At 67.3% G+C, this 16,886-nt stretch carries 15 protein-coding genes; 12 read left to right on the plus strand and 3 right to left on the minus strand.

The window, feature by feature from the left end:
- Window positions 1-60: 60 nt before the first annotated feature.
- The 5 genes from miaB (at window position 61) to lnt (ending at window position 5,633) form a co-directional block, all read left to right on the plus strand.
- A complete protein-coding gene (miaB, locus tag AR540_RS14115) occupies window positions 61-1,434 on the plus strand; it encodes a tRNA (N6-isopentenyl adenosine(37)-C2)-methylthiotransferase MiaB (RefSeq protein ID WP_153014251.1) in 1,374 nt (457 codons plus the stop codon).
- A gap of 100 nt (window positions 1,435-1,534) precedes the next feature.
- Entirely contained in the window at window positions 1,535-2,548 is a 1,014-nt protein-coding gene (locus AR540_RS14120; protein WP_059229843.1) for a PhoH family protein, read from the plus strand.
- Window positions 2,538-2,993: an rRNA maturation RNase YbeY gene (gene ybeY, locus AR540_RS14125; protein ID WP_059229844.1), complete on the plus strand. Its 456-nt coding sequence runs from the start codon at window positions 2,538-2,540 to the stop codon at window positions 2,991-2,993. The genes AR540_RS14120 and ybeY overlap by 11 nt, the downstream gene beginning before the upstream one ends.
- Window positions 2,994-3,000: 7 nt before the next feature.
- Window positions 3,001-3,837: an HlyC/CorC family transporter gene (locus AR540_RS14130; RefSeq protein WP_059229845.1), complete on the plus strand. Its 837-nt coding sequence runs from the start codon at window positions 3,001-3,003 to the stop codon at window positions 3,835-3,837.
- Between the two features lie 248 nt (window positions 3,838-4,085).
- The gene (gene lnt, locus AR540_RS14135; protein WP_059229846.1) at window positions 4,086-5,633 is read left to right on the plus strand and encodes an apolipoprotein N-acyltransferase; all 1,548 of its coding nucleotides are present in this window, start codon (window positions 4,086-4,088) and stop codon (window positions 5,631-5,633) included.
- 191 nt (window positions 5,634-5,824) lie between these two features.
- On the opposite strand, the gene AR540_RS14140 is transcribed toward lnt, so the two are convergent.
- Both AR540_RS14140 and AR540_RS14145 read right to left on the minus strand, forming a co-directional pair.
- Window positions 5,825-6,586: a YdcF family protein gene (locus AR540_RS14140; protein WP_059229847.1), complete on the minus strand. Its 762-nt coding sequence runs from the start codon at window positions 6,584-6,586 to the stop codon at window positions 5,825-5,827.
- 40 nt (window positions 6,587-6,626) lie between these two features.
- On the minus strand, window positions 6,627-6,950 hold the full coding sequence (locus tag AR540_RS14145) for a hypothetical protein (protein ID WP_236712071.1): 324 nt from the start codon (window positions 6,948-6,950) through the stop codon (window positions 6,627-6,629).
- Between the two features lie 177 nt (window positions 6,951-7,127).
- On the opposite strand from AR540_RS14145, the gene leuS reads away from it, so the two are divergent.
- From leuS to AR540_RS14170, 5 genes are all read left to right on the plus strand, one after another.
- Entirely contained in the window at window positions 7,128-9,791 is a 2,664-nt protein-coding gene (leuS, locus tag AR540_RS14150; RefSeq protein WP_059229849.1) for a leucine--tRNA ligase, read from the plus strand.
- 25 nt (window positions 9,792-9,816) lie between these two features.
- Window positions 9,817-10,431, plus strand: coding sequence for an LPS-assembly lipoprotein LptE (locus AR540_RS14155; protein ID WP_059229850.1), 615 nt, complete (start codon window positions 9,817-9,819; stop codon window positions 10,429-10,431).
- 48 nt (window positions 10,432-10,479) lie between these two features.
- Window positions 10,480-11,523: a DNA polymerase III subunit delta gene (gene holA, locus AR540_RS14160; protein WP_059229851.1), complete on the plus strand. Its 1,044-nt coding sequence runs from the start codon at window positions 10,480-10,482 to the stop codon at window positions 11,521-11,523.
- A gap of 83 nt (window positions 11,524-11,606) precedes the next feature.
- The gene (gene arfA / locus AR540_RS14165) at window positions 11,607-11,768 is read left to right on the plus strand and encodes an alternative ribosome rescue factor ArfA (protein WP_059229852.1); all 162 of its coding nucleotides are present in this window, start codon (window positions 11,607-11,609) and stop codon (window positions 11,766-11,768) included.
- Between the two features lie 74 nt (window positions 11,769-11,842).
- The gene (locus AR540_RS14170) at window positions 11,843-13,165 is read left to right on the plus strand and encodes a lytic murein transglycosylase (protein ID WP_059229853.1); all 1,323 of its coding nucleotides are present in this window, start codon (window positions 11,843-11,845) and stop codon (window positions 13,163-13,165) included.
- Window positions 13,166-13,192: 27 nt separating this feature from the next.
- Here AR540_RS14170 and AR540_RS14175 read toward each other — a convergent pair whose 3' ends face one another.
- Window positions 13,193-14,083 carry a LysR family transcriptional regulator gene (locus AR540_RS14175; RefSeq protein ID WP_059229854.1) on the minus strand — a complete coding sequence of 297 codons (891 nt, stop codon included), beginning with the start codon at window positions 14,081-14,083 and terminating at the stop codon, window positions 13,193-13,195.
- A gap of 103 nt (window positions 14,084-14,186) precedes the next feature.
- Here AR540_RS14175 and AR540_RS14180 point away from each other — a divergent pair, with 103 nt between their 5' ends.
- Window positions 14,187-14,936 (plus strand): sulfite exporter TauE/SafE family protein, encoded by a 750-nt coding sequence (locus AR540_RS14180; protein WP_059229855.1) that lies wholly within the window; start codon window positions 14,187-14,189, stop codon window positions 14,934-14,936.
- A 162-nt stretch (window positions 14,937-15,098) separates the two neighbouring features.
- A complete protein-coding gene (gene pgm / locus AR540_RS14185; protein WP_059229856.1) occupies window positions 15,099-16,763 on the plus strand; it encodes a phosphoglucomutase (alpha-D-glucose-1,6-bisphosphate-dependent) in 1,665 nt (554 codons plus the stop codon).
- Window positions 16,764-16,886 lie beyond the last annotated feature (123 nt).

Below are 16,886 nucleotides of genomic sequence, written 5' to 3' on the forward strand. Positions count from 1 at the left end.
CCCGCTCGGAAGGCCATCACTATAATGCGCGGTCCACTCGCTACCGACTCCTCGCCGCGCATGTCCAAGAAGCTCTATATCGAAACCCATGGCTGCCAGATGAACGAATACGATTCGTCGCGCATGGTCGACCTGCTCGGCGAGCGCGAGCCCCTGGAAGTCACCCAGAATCCGGCCGAGGCCGACGTCATCCTGCTCAACACCTGCTCGATCCGCGAGAAGGCGCAGGAGAAGGTGTTCTCCCAACTCGGTCGCTGGCGCGAACTCAAGCTGGAGAATCCCGACCTGGTGATCGGCGTCGGCGGTTGCGTGGCGAGCCAGGAAGGCGCCGCCATCCGTGACCGCGCGCCCTATGTCGACGTGGTCTTCGGGCCCCAGACCCTGCATCGGCTGCCGGAGATGATCGACGCTGCGCGTACCACTCGCGCGCCCCAGGTGGACATCTCCTTCCCCGAGATCGAGAAGTTCGACCGCCTGCCCGAGCCGCGCATCGACGGCCCCAGCGCCTTCGTCTCCATCATGGAAGGCTGCAGCAAGTACTGCACCTTCTGCGTAGTCCCCTACACCCGCGGCGAGGAAGTCAGCCGGCCACTGGACGACGTCCTGGCCGAGATCATCCACCTCGCCGAGCATGGCGTGCGCGAGGTGACCCTGCTGGGCCAGAACGTGAATGGCTATCGCGGAACCACCGGCGACGGCCGCATCGCCGACTTCGCCGAGCTGCTCTACGTGGTGGCAGCGGTGGACGGCATCGACCGCATCCGCTACACCACTTCGCACCCGCTGGAATTCTCCGACGCCCTGATCCAGGCCCACGCCGAGATCCCGGAGCTGGTTAAGTTCGTCCACCTGCCGGTACAGGCCGGTTCGGATCGCATCCTGGCGGCCATGAAGCGCAACCACACGGCGCTGGAATACAAGTCGCGCATTCGCAAGCTCAAGGCGGCGGTGCCCGACATCTGCATCAGCTCGGACTTCATCGTCGGCTTCCCGGGCGAGACCGAGAAGGACTTCGAACAGACCATGAAGCTGATCGAAGACGTCGGTTTCGACTTCTCCTTCTCCTTCATCTACAGCGCCCGTCCCGGCACCCCGGCGGCGGACCTGGTCGACGACACCCCTGATGAGATCAAGAAGCAGCGCCTGCAGATCCTGCAGACGCGCATCCACCAGCAGGGCTTCGAGATCAGCCGGCGCATGGCCGGCAGCGTCCAGGCCATCCTGGTCAGCGACTTCTCCAAACGCGACCCGGGCATGCTGCAGGGCCGTACCGAGAACAACCGCATCGTCAACTTCCGTTGCAGCGATGCCAGTCTGATCGGCCAGTTCGTCCAGGTGCACATCGACGAGGCCCTGCCGCACTCCCTGCGCGGCACCCTGCTGGCCCCCGTCGCCAGCGGTGCGCGTTCGCCGGTCGCCGCCGCGCTGGCCTGATGGATGGTCACACGCGCCCTTTGCCAAGGGCGCGACGCGGGTTACTCTCAATCCACGTCAAGTTTTCGTAAAGTCACTCCAAAGGGTCCCCCAGCTCACCTTGAATACCCCCCAGACGCTCCAGCACTTCACCCTCGACCCCTTCGATGCCGACCGCTTCGCCAACCTCTGCGGTCAGCTCGACGAGAATCTGCGGCAGATCGAACGCCGTCTCGGCATCGAGATCCGCAACCGCGGCAACCAGTTCGAACTGGTCGGCGACCCCGAGCGCACCCGCGCGGCCCAGAACCTCCTGCAGCGCCTCTATCGCGAGACCGCCAGCGGCACGGGCGTGGCCCCGGAACTGGTGCACCTCTACCTGCAGGAATCCGGCCTGGAAGCCCTGCAGGAAGAGCACCGCGGTGGCGACACCAGCGTGGCCCTGCGCACCAAGAAGGGCATGATCCGCCCCCGTGGCGCCAACCAGCAGCGCTACGTCAAGTCGATCCTCGACCACGACATCAACTTCGGCATCGGCCCGGCCGGTACCGGCAAGACCTATCTGGCCGTGGCCTGCGCCGTGGATGCCCTGGAGCGCGAGCAGATCCGCCGCATCCTGCTGGTGCGTCCGGCGGTGGAAGCCGGCGAGAAGCTTGGCTTCCTGCCCGGCGACCTGGCGCAGAAGATCGACCCCTACCTGCGCCCGCTGTACGACGCCCTCTACGAGATGCTCGGCTTCGAGCAGGTGGCCAAGCTCATCGAGCGCCAGGTCATCGAGGTCGCACCGCTGGCCTACATGCGCGGCCGCACCCTCAACAATAGCTTCATCATTCTCGACGAAAGTCAGAACACCACCCTCGAGCAGATGAAGATGTTCCTCACCCGTATCGGTTTCGGCTCCACCGCGGTGATCACCGGTGACGTCACCCAAGTCGACCTGCCGCGCGGCACCAAGTCGGGCCTCAAGCACGTCATCGAGGTCCTGCGCGACGTGCCCGGCATCGGCTTCACCCACTTCGAGTCCAAGGACGTGGTGCGCCACCCGCTGGTGCAGCGCATCGTCGAAGCCTACGACCGCTTCGAGGCGCTGCAGGCCCAGCCGCGTGGCAACGGAGAGGATCGCCATGGCGATTGAACTGGACGTCCAGGTCGCCAGCGAGGCGGCCGACCTCCCCGAGGAGCCGGACTTACGCCGCTGGTGCGAACGGGCCCTGCGCGCCCGCCAGGGTGACTCGGAACTCACCATCCGCCTGGTGGACGAAGACGAAGGTCGCGAGCTGAACCGCACCTGGCGGCACAAGGACTACGCCACCAACGTGCTGTCCTTCCCGGCCGACGTGCCGGACGAATTTCTCGACATCCCCCTGCTCGGCGATCTGGTGATCTGCGCCCCCGTGGTGGCCCGCGAGGCCGCCGAGCAAGGCAAGCCTGCCGACGCGCACTGGGCGCACCTGGTCATCCATGGCTGCCTGCACCTGCTCGGCTACGATCATCTGGACGATGACGAAGCCGAGGAGATGGAAGACTTGGAACGCCAATTGCTCGCTGAACTGGGCTACCCCGATCCCTACGGTGAATGACACGCACATGAACGAAGATCGATCAGGCACTGGGCATCGTTCCTGGCTGGAACGCATCGTCCAGGCCTTTGCCCATGAACCCAAGAGTCGCCAGGAACTGCTGGAGCTGCTGCGCGAGGCGCACGAGAACAAGGTACTCGACAGCGAGGTGCTGTCCATCGTCGAGGGCGCCATCTCGGTGGCCGACCTGCAGGTGCGCGACATCATGGTGCCGCGCTCCCAGATCATCAGCATCCGCGCCCAGCAGACCCCGGCGGAATTCCTGCCGGCGGTGATCGAGGCGGCGCACTCTCGCTATCCGGTGATCGGCGACGGCCCCGACGACGTGCTCGGCCTGCTGCTGGCCAAGGACCTGCTGCCGCTGCTGCTGGACCATGCGCGGGTCTTCGACTTCAAGACGGCCTTGCGCCCTGCCACCTTCGTGCCCGAGTCCAAGCGCCTCAACGTACTGCTGCGTGAATTTCGTTCGACCCACAGCCACATGGCCATCGTGGTGGACGAATACGGCGGCGTTGCCGGCCTGGTGACCATCGAGGACGTGCTGGAACAGATCGTCGGCGAGATCGAGGACGAGCACGACGTGGAGGAAGAGAGCTTCATCAAGTCGTTGCCCAATGGCGACTTCGTGGTCAAGGCGCTCACCCCCATAGAGACGCTCAACGAGACCCTGGAGACCCGTTTCGCCGATGCCGAGGCCGACACGGCCGGTGGCCTGGTGATGAATCGGCTGGGCCATCTGCCCAAGCGCAACGAGGAAACGGTGATCGACGACTTCCGCTTCCGCGTGCTGAACGCCGACGGCCGCCGCATCCACCTGCTGCGGGTCACCCCGGTCAACCGCTAGCACGGCTCCTACCCCCTCTCCCCTGGGGCGAGGGCAACACGCTATTGATCGCATCGCGGCCATGGGCCGCTCCTACAGGCACGGACACTCCTGTAGGAGCGGCCGCATCGGCGGACCGCCATGGCCGTGATCGCTTTTCTCCCCCTCCCCCAACTGCGACCTGCCTCGCTCTCTCCCTCACACGCCTTTGGCACTCCCTCGCGGCGACGAGTAAGCTTGCGCAGCCTCGATCGGACCAAGGATTTTCGATGCGCTGGATCTCTCAACCTGGCTGGAAGGGCAACCTTCTGGCGCTGTTCGCCGGTGCCCTCACGCCCCTGGCGCTGGCCCCCTTCAATATCTGGCCGCTGGCGCTGCTCTCCGCCGGTCTCTTCTACCTCGGCCTCAAGGGCCTCAGCGCCTGGCGCGCCTTCCTGCGGGGCTGGTGCTACGGCTTCGGCGCCTTCCTTGCCGGTACCAGCTGGATCTACGTCAGCATCCACACCTACGGCGCCGCCTCGACGCCCCTGGCGCTGTTTCTCACCCTGGGCTTCAGCGCCGGCATCGCGCTGTTCTTCGCCCTGCCGGCCTGGCTCTGGGCCCTGTGCCTGAGACGCAACCAGGCGCCGCTGGGCGATGCGCTGACCTTCGCCGGTCTCTGGTTCGCCCTGGAACTGTTCCGCAGTTGGGCACTGACCGGCTTCCCCTGGCTGTTCCTCGGCTACAGCCAGCTGACCGGTCCACTGCAGGGCCTGGCGCCCCTGGGCGGCGTCTGGCTGATCTCCGCGGTGCTGGCCTTCACCGCAGCGCTGCTGGTCAACGCTCCACGACTGATCCTGCGCCCATTGGCCTTGATCGCGGCCCTGGTACTGGTCGCCCTGCCCTGGGTGGCCGGCGATGTCTTCAAGGGTCAGGTCTGGACGCACCCGGCCGGTACCCCGCTCAAGGTCGCCGGGGTCCAGGGCAACATCGCCCAGGAACTCAAGTGGAATCCCGACCACGCCCGCGCCACCCTGGCACTCTATCGCGACCACACCGCCGAGCAGACCGATGCCGACCTGGTGGTCTGGCCGGAAAACGCCATCCCCGTGCTACGTGAATACGTCGGCGACTTCCTCGCCGCCGAAGGTGCCCAGGTGGCCGCCCATGGTGGGGCCCTGGTGACCGGCCTGCCCGACCGCGAACGCGATGCCAACGGTGAGTCGCGCTACTTCAACAGCATCACCGCGGTCGGCAACGGCTCGGGCACCTACTACAAGCAGAAGCTGGTGCCCTTCGGCGAGTACGTGCCGCTGCAGGAGTACCTGCGCGGCCTGATCGGCTTCTTCGACCTGCCCATGTCCGACTTCGTCCGCGGCCCCGAGCACCAGCAGCCGCTACTGGTGAAGGGCTACCGCGTGGCGCCGTACATCTGCTACGAGGTGGTCTATCCGGAATTCGTCGCCGACCTGGCGGCCCAGAGTCAGCTGCTGCTCACCATCAGCAACGACACCTGGTTCGGCAAGTCCATCGGTCCCAAGCAGCACCTGCAGATGGCGCAGATGCGTGCCCTGGAAAGCGGTCGCTGGCTGGTAAGGGTCACCAACGACGGCATCACCGCCCTGGTCGACCCCTTCGGTCGGATCAGCCGGCAGATCCCGGCCTACCAGGTCGGCGTACTGCAGGGCACCGTGGTACCCATGGACGGCCTGACCCCCTACCTGCACTACCGCCTCTGGCCGCTGGCGATCTTCTCCGCCCTGGTACTGCTCTGGGGTCTGCTGCTGCGTCGGCAGGATCGTCCCGAAGACGCGCCGCTGGTGGTCACTCAGAGCTAGCAAAGCCTGGCGAGCGAGGGTCAGACCAGGCCTGGGCGGCCCCGCGAGAATGGCTGAGGAAGCGGATCGGACCCGCGCTCGAATTTACCAAAGGTAAACGGGCATCGCGACAGGGCCGCCCAGGCGGGGCTGGCCTTCCAGGCCATTTTCAACGCCGTTTGGCCGACGCGCAGCAGACTTTGAACAGGCGCTCAACGATAGGCGAGCGGATAGAGCAACAGTCCGGCGGCCTCGTTGAGCAACTGGGCGGTCTGTTCGATCGCCCCCGCCTCTGGCAACCAGCCGCCGAAGGGGCGGGCATTGGGCACGCCGATGAAGCCAATGGGCGCGGCGATCACCTCGAAGCCCTGACGCTCGAAGCACCAGCGGGCCCGCGCCATGTGGTAGGCCTGGGTCACCAGCACCACCCGCTTCACCCCGGCGTCGCGCAGCAGCGGCGCGCTGAGGGTGGCATTCTCCCAGGTGGTGCGGCTGGCACCTTCCTGCCAGCGCACCGGCACGCCCAGGTCACGCTCCATCACCTCGGTCATCAGCGTCGCCTCGCTCAGCGGTCGGCCATAGGGCGAACCGCCGGTGATCAAGACCGGCAGTTGCGTCGCCTTGGCCAGGCGGGCGGCATAGCGCAAGCGCTCCACGGCCATCCTGCTCGCGGCGTCGCCCTCCCAACCCGGATCGTCCACCGCCCGTCCAGCACCGAGCACGACGATGGCGTCCGCCCGCTGCGCCAGGCCCGGCCAGCTCGCCTGGGGCAAGGCGGCATCGCGCTCGAGCAGGCGCCCGCCGAACTCCACCGCCACCGGCAGGGTGCTGATCCAGAGTCCCAGCAGACCAAGACCGAAACAGGCCAGTCCCAGGCGCGGATGCCGACGGCGCAGCCACCAGCCACAGAGCAGGAGCAAGAGCAAGCCGCCCGGGGGCAGCAGCAGTTGCTTGAAGAAGTAGCGCAGGCCCATGGTCCCTCCGGTCGGAGCGACCCCCGGGTCGCGTCGGCGCTCAGTGTAGGGGAGCGCCGGTCCGCACAGAAGGCTTCTCGAGCGGGGCACGCCCACCCTGGCACTGGGCGCAGTAGGCCCCGGCCGGCCGCACTCGGCCGCAACCCAGGCAACAGGCCGGGGCCGCCTCCGTCGCCTGGTGGCGCGCCAGCCAGCGCTTGACCAGGGCGTACTCGGCCGTACTCAGTCCCTGGAGCTCGATTTCCCCATTGGCAGTGTCATAGAGACGCTCCTGGGTCGCGGCCTCATCCAGGGCCAGGGCCAGCCGTCGCTGCAGGCGTACGTCGACGGGCAGCTTTTCGGACTCGCGTCGAAACTTTCCCATGATGGCGATCATCCTCCCGGATAATTGAACGGACGTTTGATCAGCCTAGTACGGCCCTTCCAACCCTGCCTCCCCCGGAGTGCGAAGCAAGCGGCGGACTAGGACATTTCCCCGCGCTCGGGGGGTCATGTATGCTTGGCGGCTTGATCAAACGCCTCTGCAGCCCTCGACACGCCCATGCACGAACACTATCAGCCCCGCGAAATAGAAGCCGCCGCCCAGTCCTTCTGGGACCAGAATCTGTCCTTCAAGGCCACCATGCGCCCGGGCCAGGAGAAGTTCTACTGCCTGTCGATGTTCCCCTACCCCAGCGGCAAGCTGCACATGGGGCACGTGCGCAACTACACCATCGGCGACGTCATCGCCCGCTACCAGCGGATGCTGGGCAAGAACGTCCTGCAGCCCATGGGCTGGGACGCCTTCGGCATGCCCGCCGAGAACGCCGCCATGAAGAACGGCGTGGCCCCGGCCAAGTGGACCTACGAGAACATCGCCTACATGAAGTCCCAGCTGCAGAGCCTGGGGCTGGCGATCGACTGGTCGCGCGAGGTCACCACCTGCAAGCCCGACTACTATCGCTGGGAGCAGTGGCTGTTCACCCAGCTGTTCGAGAAGGGCATCATCTACCGCAAGAACGGCACGGTGAACTGGGACCCGGTCGACCAGACCGTACTGGCCAACGAGCAGGTCATCGACGGCCGCGGTTGGCGCAGTGGCGCGCTGATCGAGAAGCGCGAGATCCCCATGTACTACTTCCGCATCACCGACTATGCGGAAGAGCTGCTGAATTCCCTCGACCAGCTGCCCGGCTGGCCCGAGCAGGTCAAGACCATGCAGCGCAACTGGATCGGCAAGTCCCGCGGCATGGAGGTGCAGTTCCCCTATGACCAGGCGAGCATCGGCGCCGAAGGCACCCTGAAGGTCTTCACCACCCGCCCCGACACCCTGCTCGGCGCCACCTACGTCGCCGTGGCCGCGGAACACCCGCTGGCCACCCAGGCTGCCCAGGACAATGCCGAGCTGCAGGCCTTCATCGACGAATGCAAGCGCGGCGGCGTCGCCGAAGCCGACATCGCCACCCAGGAGAAGAAGGGCCTGGATACTGGCCTGTTCGTCCGTCACCCGCTGACCGACACCCGCCTGCCGGTTTGGGTCGCCAACTACGTGCTGATGCACTACGGCGACGGCGCGGTCATGGCCGTGCCCGGTCACGACGAGCGCGATTTCGAATTCGCCAACAAGTACAGCCTGCCCATCGTCCAGGTGGTGGATACCGCCGAGGCCACCCAGGTGCTGGCCAACCCGGACGACTTCAGCCCCGAGGAATACGAGCGCTACCAGTTCGACCCGGTGCAATGGAAGGATTGGTACGGCAGCAAGGACGGCTTCCTGATCAATTCCGGCGCCTACGACAATCTCAGCTACGACGCCGCCTTCGACGCCATCGGCGCGGCCCTGCAGGCCAAGGGCCTGGGCCAGCCGCGCACCCAGTTCCGCCTGCGCGACTGGGGCATCAGCCGCCAGCGCTACTGGGGCTGCCCGATCCCGATCATCCACGGCGACGACGGCATCGACATCCCGGTACCGGCCGACCTGCTGCCGGTGGTGCTGCCCGAGGACGTGGTGCCGGACGGCGCCGGCTCGCCCCTGGCGCGCATGCCGGAATTCTACGAGACCGTCGATCCGCGCAACGGCCAGCCGGCCCGCCGCGAGACCGACACCATGGACACCTTCGTCGAGAGTTCCTGGTACTTCGCCCGCTATGCCTCGCCGAACTTCACCGGCGGCATGCTGGACAAGGAAGAAGCCAACTACTGGCTGCCCGTCGACCAGTACATCGGCGGCATCGAGCACGCCATCCTGCACCTGCTCTACTCGCGCTTCTTCCACAAGCTGATGCGCGACCAGGGCCTGATCGATTCCGACGAGCCCTTCGAGAACCTGCTGACCCAGGGCATGGTGGTGGCCGAGACCTACTACCGGATCAACCCCAACGGCAGCAAGGACTGGTTCAACCCGGCCGATGTTGAGGTGGAACGCGATGCCAAGGCCAAGGTGATCGGCGCGCGGCTGAAGAGCGACGGCCAGCCAGTGGAAATCGGCGGCGTCGAGAAGATGTCCAAGTCGAAGAACAACGGCGTCGACCCCCAGGCGATGATCGACCAGTACGGCGCCGACACCTGCCGCCTGTTCATGATGTTCGCCTCGCCGCCCGACATGAGCCTGGAATGGTCCGATTCCGGTGTCGAGGGCGCCAGCCGCTTCCTGCGCCGCGTCTGGCGCCTGGCCCAGGCCCACGTCGCCCGTGGTCTGCCGAGCACCGGCGTCCTTGGCGAGCTGTCCCCGGCCCAGAAGGAGGTGCGCCGCGCCATCCACCTGGCGATCCGCCAGGCCAGCCAGGATATCGGTCAGCATCACAAGTTCAACACCGCCATCGCCGCCGTCATGACCCTGATGAACGTGCTGGAGAAGGCCGCCCAGGACAGCGACACCGATCGCCGTCTGCTGCAGGAGGGCCTGGAGGCCGTCACCCTGCTGCTGGCGCCCATTACCCCACACATCGCCCACGGCCTCTGGCAGCAGCTGGGTCACGCCGAGGCGGTCATCGATGCCCGTTGGCCGCAGGTGGACGAAAGCGCCCTGGTGCAGGACAGCCTGCAGATCGTCATCCAGGTGAACGGCAAGCTGCGCGGCCAGATCGAAGTGCCGGCCGACGCCAGCCGCGAGGCCATCGAGGCCGCCGCCCGCGCCAACGAGAACGTGGCACGCTTCACCGAAGGCCTGACCATCCGCAAGGTCGTCGTGGTCCCGGGTAAACTGGTCAACATCGTCGCCAACTAAGACACGCGAACGGAGCAGACAACAGATGAAGAAACGGATTCTCCCCGGCCTTGCGGTCATCGGCCTGGCGACCCTGCTGACCGCCTGCGGCTTCCAGCTGCGCGGCACCGGCGAAACGCGCCTGAGCCTCAGCGAGCTGAACCTCACGGCGCGCGACGCCTATGGCCAGACCGTCAAGGAAGTACGCGACATGCTCGAGGATGCCCACGTACGGGTCTCCTCCGGTGCGCCCTACACCCTGGACCTGGGCGGCGAAGCCCAGAGCGAGCGCACCGCCAGCTACACCAGCGGCGCGCGCAGCGCCGAGGTCGAGCTGACCACCCGCCAGCCCTACACCATCGTCGGCAAGAACCAGGCCGTGCTGGTCAGCGACTACCTGGAAACCCAGCGCTACTACGTGACCGACCAGAACAACATCGTCGGTTCCGAACAGCAGAAGGACCAGTTGCGCCGCGAGATGCGTCGCGAACTGGTACAGCAGTTGGCCGCGCGCCTGCAGGCCCTGACGCCGGAGCGCCTGGACAAGCTGCAACGCGACGCCGACGCCCGCGCGGCCGCCCAGGCCGAAGCCGAGCGCCGCGCCCGCGAATCCACGCCGCCGCAGCAGTCGCCCATCGACATCCCCACCCCCGCGCGCTAAGCGCCGCGCCCGGAGCCGCCAGGCTCCGGGCTGCCGTCACGGCTTATCATGAAACTCAACGCCAACCAGCTGGGCAAGCAGCTCCAGGGTTCCCTGGCCGCCGTCTATGCCGTCAGCGGTGACGACCCCCTGCTCTGCCAGGAAGCCAGCGACGCCATCCGCGGTGCCGCCCGTGCCCAGGGCTTCGACGAACGCGAGGTCTTCGACGTCGACGCCAGTTTCGACTGGGGTCGCCTCTACGAGGCCGGCGCCAGCCTGTCGCTGTTCGCCCAGAAACGCATCCTCGAACTGCGCCTGCCCACCGGCAAGCCGGGCGACAAGGGTTCCGCCGCCCTGCTCGACTACCTGGCCCGTCCCGCCGAGGACACCCTGCTGCTCATCAGCCTGCCGCGCCTCGATGCAGCCGCCCAGAAGACCAAATGGGCCAAGGCCCTGCTGGAGCATGGCCAGGCGCAATTCGTGCAGATCTGGCCGGTGGAACTGGCGCAGTTGCCCCAGTGGATCAACCAGCGCCTGTCGCGCCTGGGCCTGGCCGCCACCCCCGAAGCGGTCGAACTCATCGCCGAACGGGTGGAGGGCAACCTGCTGGCCGCCGCCCAGGAGATCGAGAAGCTGCGTCTGCTCACCGAAGGCTCCCAGGTGGATGCCGAGACCGTGCGCGCCTCGGTAGCCGACAGCGCCCGCTACGACGTCTTCGGCCTGCTGGACGCCGCCCTCGCCGGTGACGCGGCCCACGCCCTGCGCATCCTCGAAGGGCTGCGCGGCGAAGGCGTGGAAGCGGCCGTGGTGCTCTGGGCCCTGGCACGGGAGCTACGGCTGCTGGCCAACCTCGCCCATCTGCAGGAAAGCGGCACGCCACTGGAGCGCGCCTTCACCCAGGTCAAACCCCCGGTGTGGGACAAGCGGCGTCCCTTGATGACCCGCGCCCTGCAGCGCCACGGCGCCCGCCGCCTGGAAACCCTGCTGCGCGACGCCCAGGTCGCCGACGAACAGATCAAGGGCCAGGCGCCAGGGGATGTCTGGCTGACCCTGGCCAGTCTCGCCCTGCAGCTCGCCGGCAAACGCCTGGCGCTGGGCAAGCCCTCGCCCTAGTGCCTCTTGCATTGGTCAGCCCTTGCACTAGACTGGCTAGCCCCTATCTAGGGGTAGTACCCATCCCACCGGAGCACGCACGCATGGCCAAGAAATACAGCCGCGGCCCCAACAAGGCCAAGGTCCTCGTCAGCGATCCCCGCTATCGCTCACGCCAGGAAAAGCCCGCCAAGGGCAAAGGCAGCTACCGCCGCGAAGCCTTCTCGTTGCACGACGAGAAGGCTTCGGTCTTTCTGGCGGCCTGAAAGGCGGTTACCAGACGCGAGGACGTGGAGCGTGCTAAGGTGACGGCTCCTGCCTAGACGTCCGGTGGAGATAGATGCAACTCGGGAAATCCCGCGGATTCAAGACTGGCGGCCTGCTCGCCGGTACCCTGGTCACCCTGCTGACCGCCGCCCTGGCCGCCTGCGCCCAGAACCAGTCCACGCCGACTGCGGCGCCCTCCTCTCCCGCTTCGCCTGCCCCTGCATCCGCCACGACGGCGCCGGCCACGGCCGCCGAAGCCATGCCGCAGCCGGACGAAAGCTTCGAGCAATGGCGCAGCCGCTTCCGCGCCCTGGCCCTCGGCCGGGGCATCTCGGCGAGCACCTTCGACCAGGCCTTCCTCGGCGTCGAGCCCGATCCGGCGGTGATCGCCGCCGATCGCAGCCAGCCGGAATTCACCAAGCCGGTCTGGGAATACCTGAACACCGCCGTCTCACCGCTGCGGGTGCGCAATGGCAAGAACCTGATCATCCAGCAGGCCGGCCTGCTCGCCGCCCTGGAGGCCCGCTACGGCATCGAACCCGCCCGGCTGGTGGCCTTCTGGGGCATGGAAAGCAACTACGGCAACAACATGGGCAACAAGGGGGTGATCCGCTCCCTGGCCACCCTGGCCTATGAAGGCCGCCGCCCGGACTTCGCCCAGGACCAGCTCATCGCTGCGCTCGGCATCCTGCAGCACGGCGACGTCACCGCCGATCGCATGATCGGCTCCTGGGCCGGCGCCATGGGCCAGACCCAGTTCATTCCTACCACCTACGACCAGTACGCGGTGGACTTCGACGGCGATGGTCGCCGCGACATCTGGGGCTCCACCGCCGACGCCCTGGCCTCCACGGCCAACTACCTCAAGGCCTCCGGCTGGCAGGACGGCAAGCCCTGGGGCTACGAGGTGCGGGTGCCGGCCAATTTCGACTACAGCCTGGCCGACATGAGCGTACGCAAGACCCTGGCCGAATGGACCGCCCTCGGCATCCAGGGGCTCGACCTGCCGCAGCCGGCAGCCCAACCGAGCGACAGCGCCTCGCTGCTGCTTCCTGCCGGGCATCGCGGCCCGGCCTTCCTGGTCTTCAACAACTTCCGCACCATCCTCAAGTACAACAACTCGACGTCCTACGCCCTGGGCGTGGCGCTGCTCTCGGAGCGCTATCGCGACGCCGGGCAGATCGCCGCCAGTTGGCCCACCGACGACCTGCCGCTGAGTCGCAGCGAGCGAGTCGAACTGCAACAACGCCTGGCTGCCCTCGGGCTGGATCCGGGCAGTGCCGACGGCATCATCGGCGCCAACACCCGCAAGGCCATCCGCGCCTACCAGCAAGCCCAGGGCTGGCCTGCCGACGGCTATCCCAATCATCAGCTGCTGGAAAAATTGCGCGGCTGAGGCCGGGTCGTCGCTCAGCCGTATCGCTCAGCCTCCCCCCACCAGTACCTCCAGCAGAGCTGTCGCCGCCGGCGATAGCTCGGCGAAATCCCGACAGCCCACCACCAGTTCGCGCCGGGCCCAGGCATCGCTCAGCGGATGACTGGCCAACGCCAACCCCCGCCCTGCCCGGGCCAGGCTCGCAGCCGGCAGGATGGCGATGCCCAGCCCGCGGGCGACCAGGGCACAGGCCTGGACCGGACTCGGCACCCGAATGCGGATCGCCAGCTCCCGGCCCCACTGCGCCGCCTGGGCTTCCACATGCAGCTGCAAGGCATTGCCACGGGACAGGCCGACAAAGGGCTGCTCGAGCAGTCCGGCGAAGTCGACCGCCTCGCCGTCCCTGAACGGCAAGCTGCCCGGTGCCGCGACCAGCACCAGAGGATCAGCCCGGAAGGGCCGGACCTGCAACCCCTCCGCACCCGGCGCCGCAACGAAGATCCCCAGATCGGCACGCCCCTCACGTAGCGCCCGCACGATGCGCGGGCTGGGTAATTCCTCGACATCCACGTCCACCCTGGGCTGCGCCTGGAGAAAGTCAGCCAACGGCTCGTCGAGGTGCTCCATGACCGCGGCGCCATTTGCCAACAGCCGCACCCGCGTACGACTGTCCGCCACCGCGCCGGCAAGATCCTGGGTCAGGATCTCCAACCGCTGCAGGATCGCCCGGGCATGACGCTCCAGGATCAGGCCGGTCGGCGTAGGGCGCACGCCCCGGGCATGGCGGATCAGCAGGGACGTGCCCAGGCGGTCTTCCAAAGCCTTGATGCGGGCGCTGGCCGAGGGCAGTGCCAGGTGGGTCCGCTCGGCGCCCAGGGTGATGCTGCGCGCCTCCACGACATGGAGAAACAGACGCAGGTCGAGCAGGTCGTAGCGCATCGCCAGAGAGCCTCCGTGTCAACCTCAGGCAGCCTTCGCCAATCCCGGCTTCTCACCTGCGGTCCCGGGCCGCATGGTAACCCCTCCAGCGAAGGAGAGGCCCATGACGCTGCTGCTCTGTATTCTGATCTTCATGCTCGCGGGGCTGACCAAGGGGGTGCTCGGCCTGGGCTTGCCCACCGTCGCCATGAGTCTGCTGGCGCTGCTGATGACGCCGGCCGAAGCCGCCGCCCTGCTGCTGATTCCCTCGCTGCTCACCAACGTCTGGCAATTCTGCGCCGGTCCCTCACCCTGGCAGACGCTCAAGCGCCTGCTGCCGCTGCAACTGGCCCTGGTGCCGGGCACCCTGCTCAGTATCCCGCTGCTGACCCGGGGCGATGGCGCCGGACTCGCCGCCGGGCTGGGCGCGGTGCTGGTCGCCTACGGCCTGATCGGCTGGACGGGCTGGCGGCTGCCCGCACCGGGCCGTCATGCAGGCAAAGCAGCTCCCTTGGTGGGCTTGGTCACCGGCCTGATCACCGGCATGACCGGGGTCTTCGTGCTGCCGGCGGTGCCCTATCTGCAGAGTCTGGCGCTGGACAAGGAACAGCTGATCGAGGCCCTGGGGCTGACTTTCACCGTCGCCACCCTGGCCCTGCTGGTGGGCCTCTGGTGGCAGGACGCGCTGGCAGTCGAGCGACTGGGCGCCTCCAGCCTGCTGCTGCTACCGTCCCTCGCAGGGATGTGGCTGGGCCAGCGCGTGCGCCAGCGCCTCGACGAGAACCGGTTCCGCCAGCTGTTCTTTGGCGGATTGCTGCTGTTGGGCGCCTACGCCGTCCTGCACTATCTGCTGCGCTTGGGCTATCTTGGCTGAGCCCGTCATCACAGTGCGACCTGGCCCAGCCGGTGTAGGCTGCACCTTCGGCGGGCGCCACGGTCTATGGGCGTGGCTGACACCTTCACCGCGCCGCGGTGATCGCTCAGATTCGGCCCGTGCCCGACCGCTGCCTCTTTCCGACGTATACAGGACGCTTTCATGACGCTCGCTCCCACTGCAGGACGCCTCCCCGACGAGAACACCCTGACCCACCTGCCGCGCCTGGTGGCGCGCTACTACAGCGATCGTCCCGATCCGAGCGATCCTGGTCAGCAGGTGGCCTTCGGCACCTCCGGGCACCGCGGTTCCTCGCTCAAGGGCAGCTTCAACGAGTGGCACATCCTCGCCATCACCCAGGCCATCTGCGAATACCGCCAGGCCCAGGGCGTCGACGGCCCGCTGTTCATGGGCATGGACACCCACGCCCTGTCCGAGCCGGCCTTCATTTCCGCCCTGGAAGTGCTCGCCGCCAACGGCGTGGAGGTACGCATCGATGCCGGTTGCGCCGAGACCAACGGCGAGCCGGGCTACACGCCCACTCCGGCGCTGTCCAACGCCATCCTCGAATACAACGCCGGCCGCCGCTCGGGCCTGGCCGATGGCATCGTCATCACCCCGTCGCACAACCCGCCGACCGATGGCGGCTTCAAGTACAACCCCACCAATGGTGGCCCGGCCGATACCAATGTCACCAAGAGTATCCAGGATCGCGCCAATGCCCTGCTGGCAGCCGGACTGGAAGGCGTCAAGCGGATGGATTACCGCCAGGCGCTCAAGGCCGCCACCACCCAGAAATTCGACTTCCTCGACAGCTATGTCGGCGGCCTGGGCCAGGTCATCGACCTGGAAGCCATCCGCGACTCCGGCCTGACCTTCGGCGTCGACCCCCTGGGCGGCGCAGGGGTGCACTACTGGCCGCGCATCGCCGAGCGCTATGGCCTGCCGCTGCAGGTGCTGTCGACCCGCGTCGACCCCACCTTCCGCTTCATGCGCCTGGACTGGGACGGCAAGATCCGCATGGACTGCAGCTCGCCCCACGCCATGGCCGGCCTGATCGAGAACAAGGACAGATTCGACGTCTCCTTCGCCTGCGACACCGACCACGACCGCCACGGCATCGTCGCCCGCTCCGTGGGCCTGCTCAATCCCAACCACTACCTGGCAGTGGCCATCGAATACCTCTTCACCCACCGTCCGCAGTGGAACCCACAGGCCGGCATCGGCAAGACCCTGGTGTCCTCCTCGATGATCGACCGTGTGGCCCAGGGCATCGGCCGCCAGGTGGTGGAGGTGCCCGTGGGCTTCAAGTGGTTCGTCGACGGCCTGCTGGACGGCAGCCTCGGCTTCGGTGGCGAGGAATCCGCCGGGGCTTCCTTCCTGCGCAAGGCTGGCGGCGCCTGGTCCACCGACAAGGACGGCCTCATCCTCGGTCTGCTGGCCGCGGAAATCACCGCCGTGACCGGCAAGGACCCGGGTGAGCGCTACCAGGCGCTGACCGAGCGCTTCGGTGCGCCGGTCTACCAGCGCATCGACGCCGCTGCCGACCGCGAACAGAAGGCTCGGCTGAGCAAGCTCTCCGCGGCCCAGGTCACCGCCAAGGAGCTGGCTGGCCAGCCGATCACCGCCATCCTCACCGAGGCGCCCGGCAACGGTGCCGCCATCGGTGGTCTGAAGGTGGTCACCGAGAACGGCTGGTTCGCCGCCCGTCCCTCGGGCACCGAGGACGTCTACAAGATCTACGCCGAGAGCTTCGAGGGCGAAGCCCACCTGGGGCGTATCCAGGAAGAGGCCAAGGCACTGGTGGATGGCGTGTTGCGCGGTTGAAGAGGGCCCTCACCCCAACCCTCTCCCTCAGGGAGAGGGAGCTGAAAGCAGATCGGTGGGGGGCTTGCCGGCTTTGGAGCCACCAAGGAAAAAGGCAGCCATTGGGCTAATGCCAGTCAGGTT

It is taken from the genome of Pseudomonas sp. EpS/L25 (assembly GCF_001512295.1).
In the GTDB taxonomy this organism is placed as follows: domain Bacteria; phylum Pseudomonadota; class Gammaproteobacteria; order Pseudomonadales; family Pseudomonadaceae; genus Chryseomonas.

What these genes read in the sequence shown, in the direction of transcription:
- miaB (WP_153014251.1), top strand. Translation starts at nt 61, where the DNA reads ATGTCCAAGAAGCTCTATATCGAAACCCATGGCTGCCAGATGAACGAA.
- ybeY (WP_059229844.1), top strand. Translation starts at nt 2,538, where the DNA reads ATGGCGATTGAACTGGACGTCCAGGTCGCCAGCGAGGCGGCCGACCTC.
- AR540_RS14130 (WP_059229845.1), top strand. Translation starts at nt 3,001, where the DNA reads ATGAACGAAGATCGATCAGGCACTGGGCATCGTTCCTGGCTGGAACGC.
- lnt (WP_059229846.1), top strand. Translation starts at nt 4,086, where the DNA reads ATGCGCTGGATCTCTCAACCTGGCTGGAAGGGCAACCTTCTGGCGCTG.
- AR540_RS14140 (WP_059229847.1), bottom strand. Translation starts at nt 6,586, where the DNA reads ATGGGCCTGCGCTACTTCTTCAAGCAACTGCTGCTGCCCCCGGGCGGC.
- AR540_RS14145 (WP_236712071.1), bottom strand. Translation starts at nt 6,950, where the DNA reads ATGGGAAAGTTTCGACGCGAGTCCGAAAAGCTGCCCGTCGACGTACGC.
- leuS (WP_059229849.1), top strand. Translation starts at nt 7,128, where the DNA reads ATGCACGAACACTATCAGCCCCGCGAAATAGAAGCCGCCGCCCAGTCC.
- AR540_RS14155 (WP_059229850.1), top strand. Translation starts at nt 9,817, where the DNA reads ATGAAGAAACGGATTCTCCCCGGCCTTGCGGTCATCGGCCTGGCGACC.
- holA (WP_059229851.1), top strand. Translation starts at nt 10,480, where the DNA reads ATGAAACTCAACGCCAACCAGCTGGGCAAGCAGCTCCAGGGTTCCCTG.
- arfA (WP_059229852.1), top strand. Translation starts at nt 11,607, where the DNA reads ATGGCCAAGAAATACAGCCGCGGCCCCAACAAGGCCAAGGTCCTCGTC.
- AR540_RS14170 (WP_059229853.1), top strand. Translation starts at nt 11,843, where the DNA reads ATGCAACTCGGGAAATCCCGCGGATTCAAGACTGGCGGCCTGCTCGCC.
- AR540_RS14175 (WP_059229854.1), bottom strand. Translation starts at nt 14,083, where the DNA reads ATGCGCTACGACCTGCTCGACCTGCGTCTGTTTCTCCATGTCGTGGAG.
- AR540_RS14180 (WP_059229855.1), top strand. Translation starts at nt 14,187, where the DNA reads ATGACGCTGCTGCTCTGTATTCTGATCTTCATGCTCGCGGGGCTGACC.
- pgm (WP_059229856.1), top strand. Translation starts at nt 15,099, where the DNA reads ATGACGCTCGCTCCCACTGCAGGACGCCTCCCCGACGAGAACACCCTG.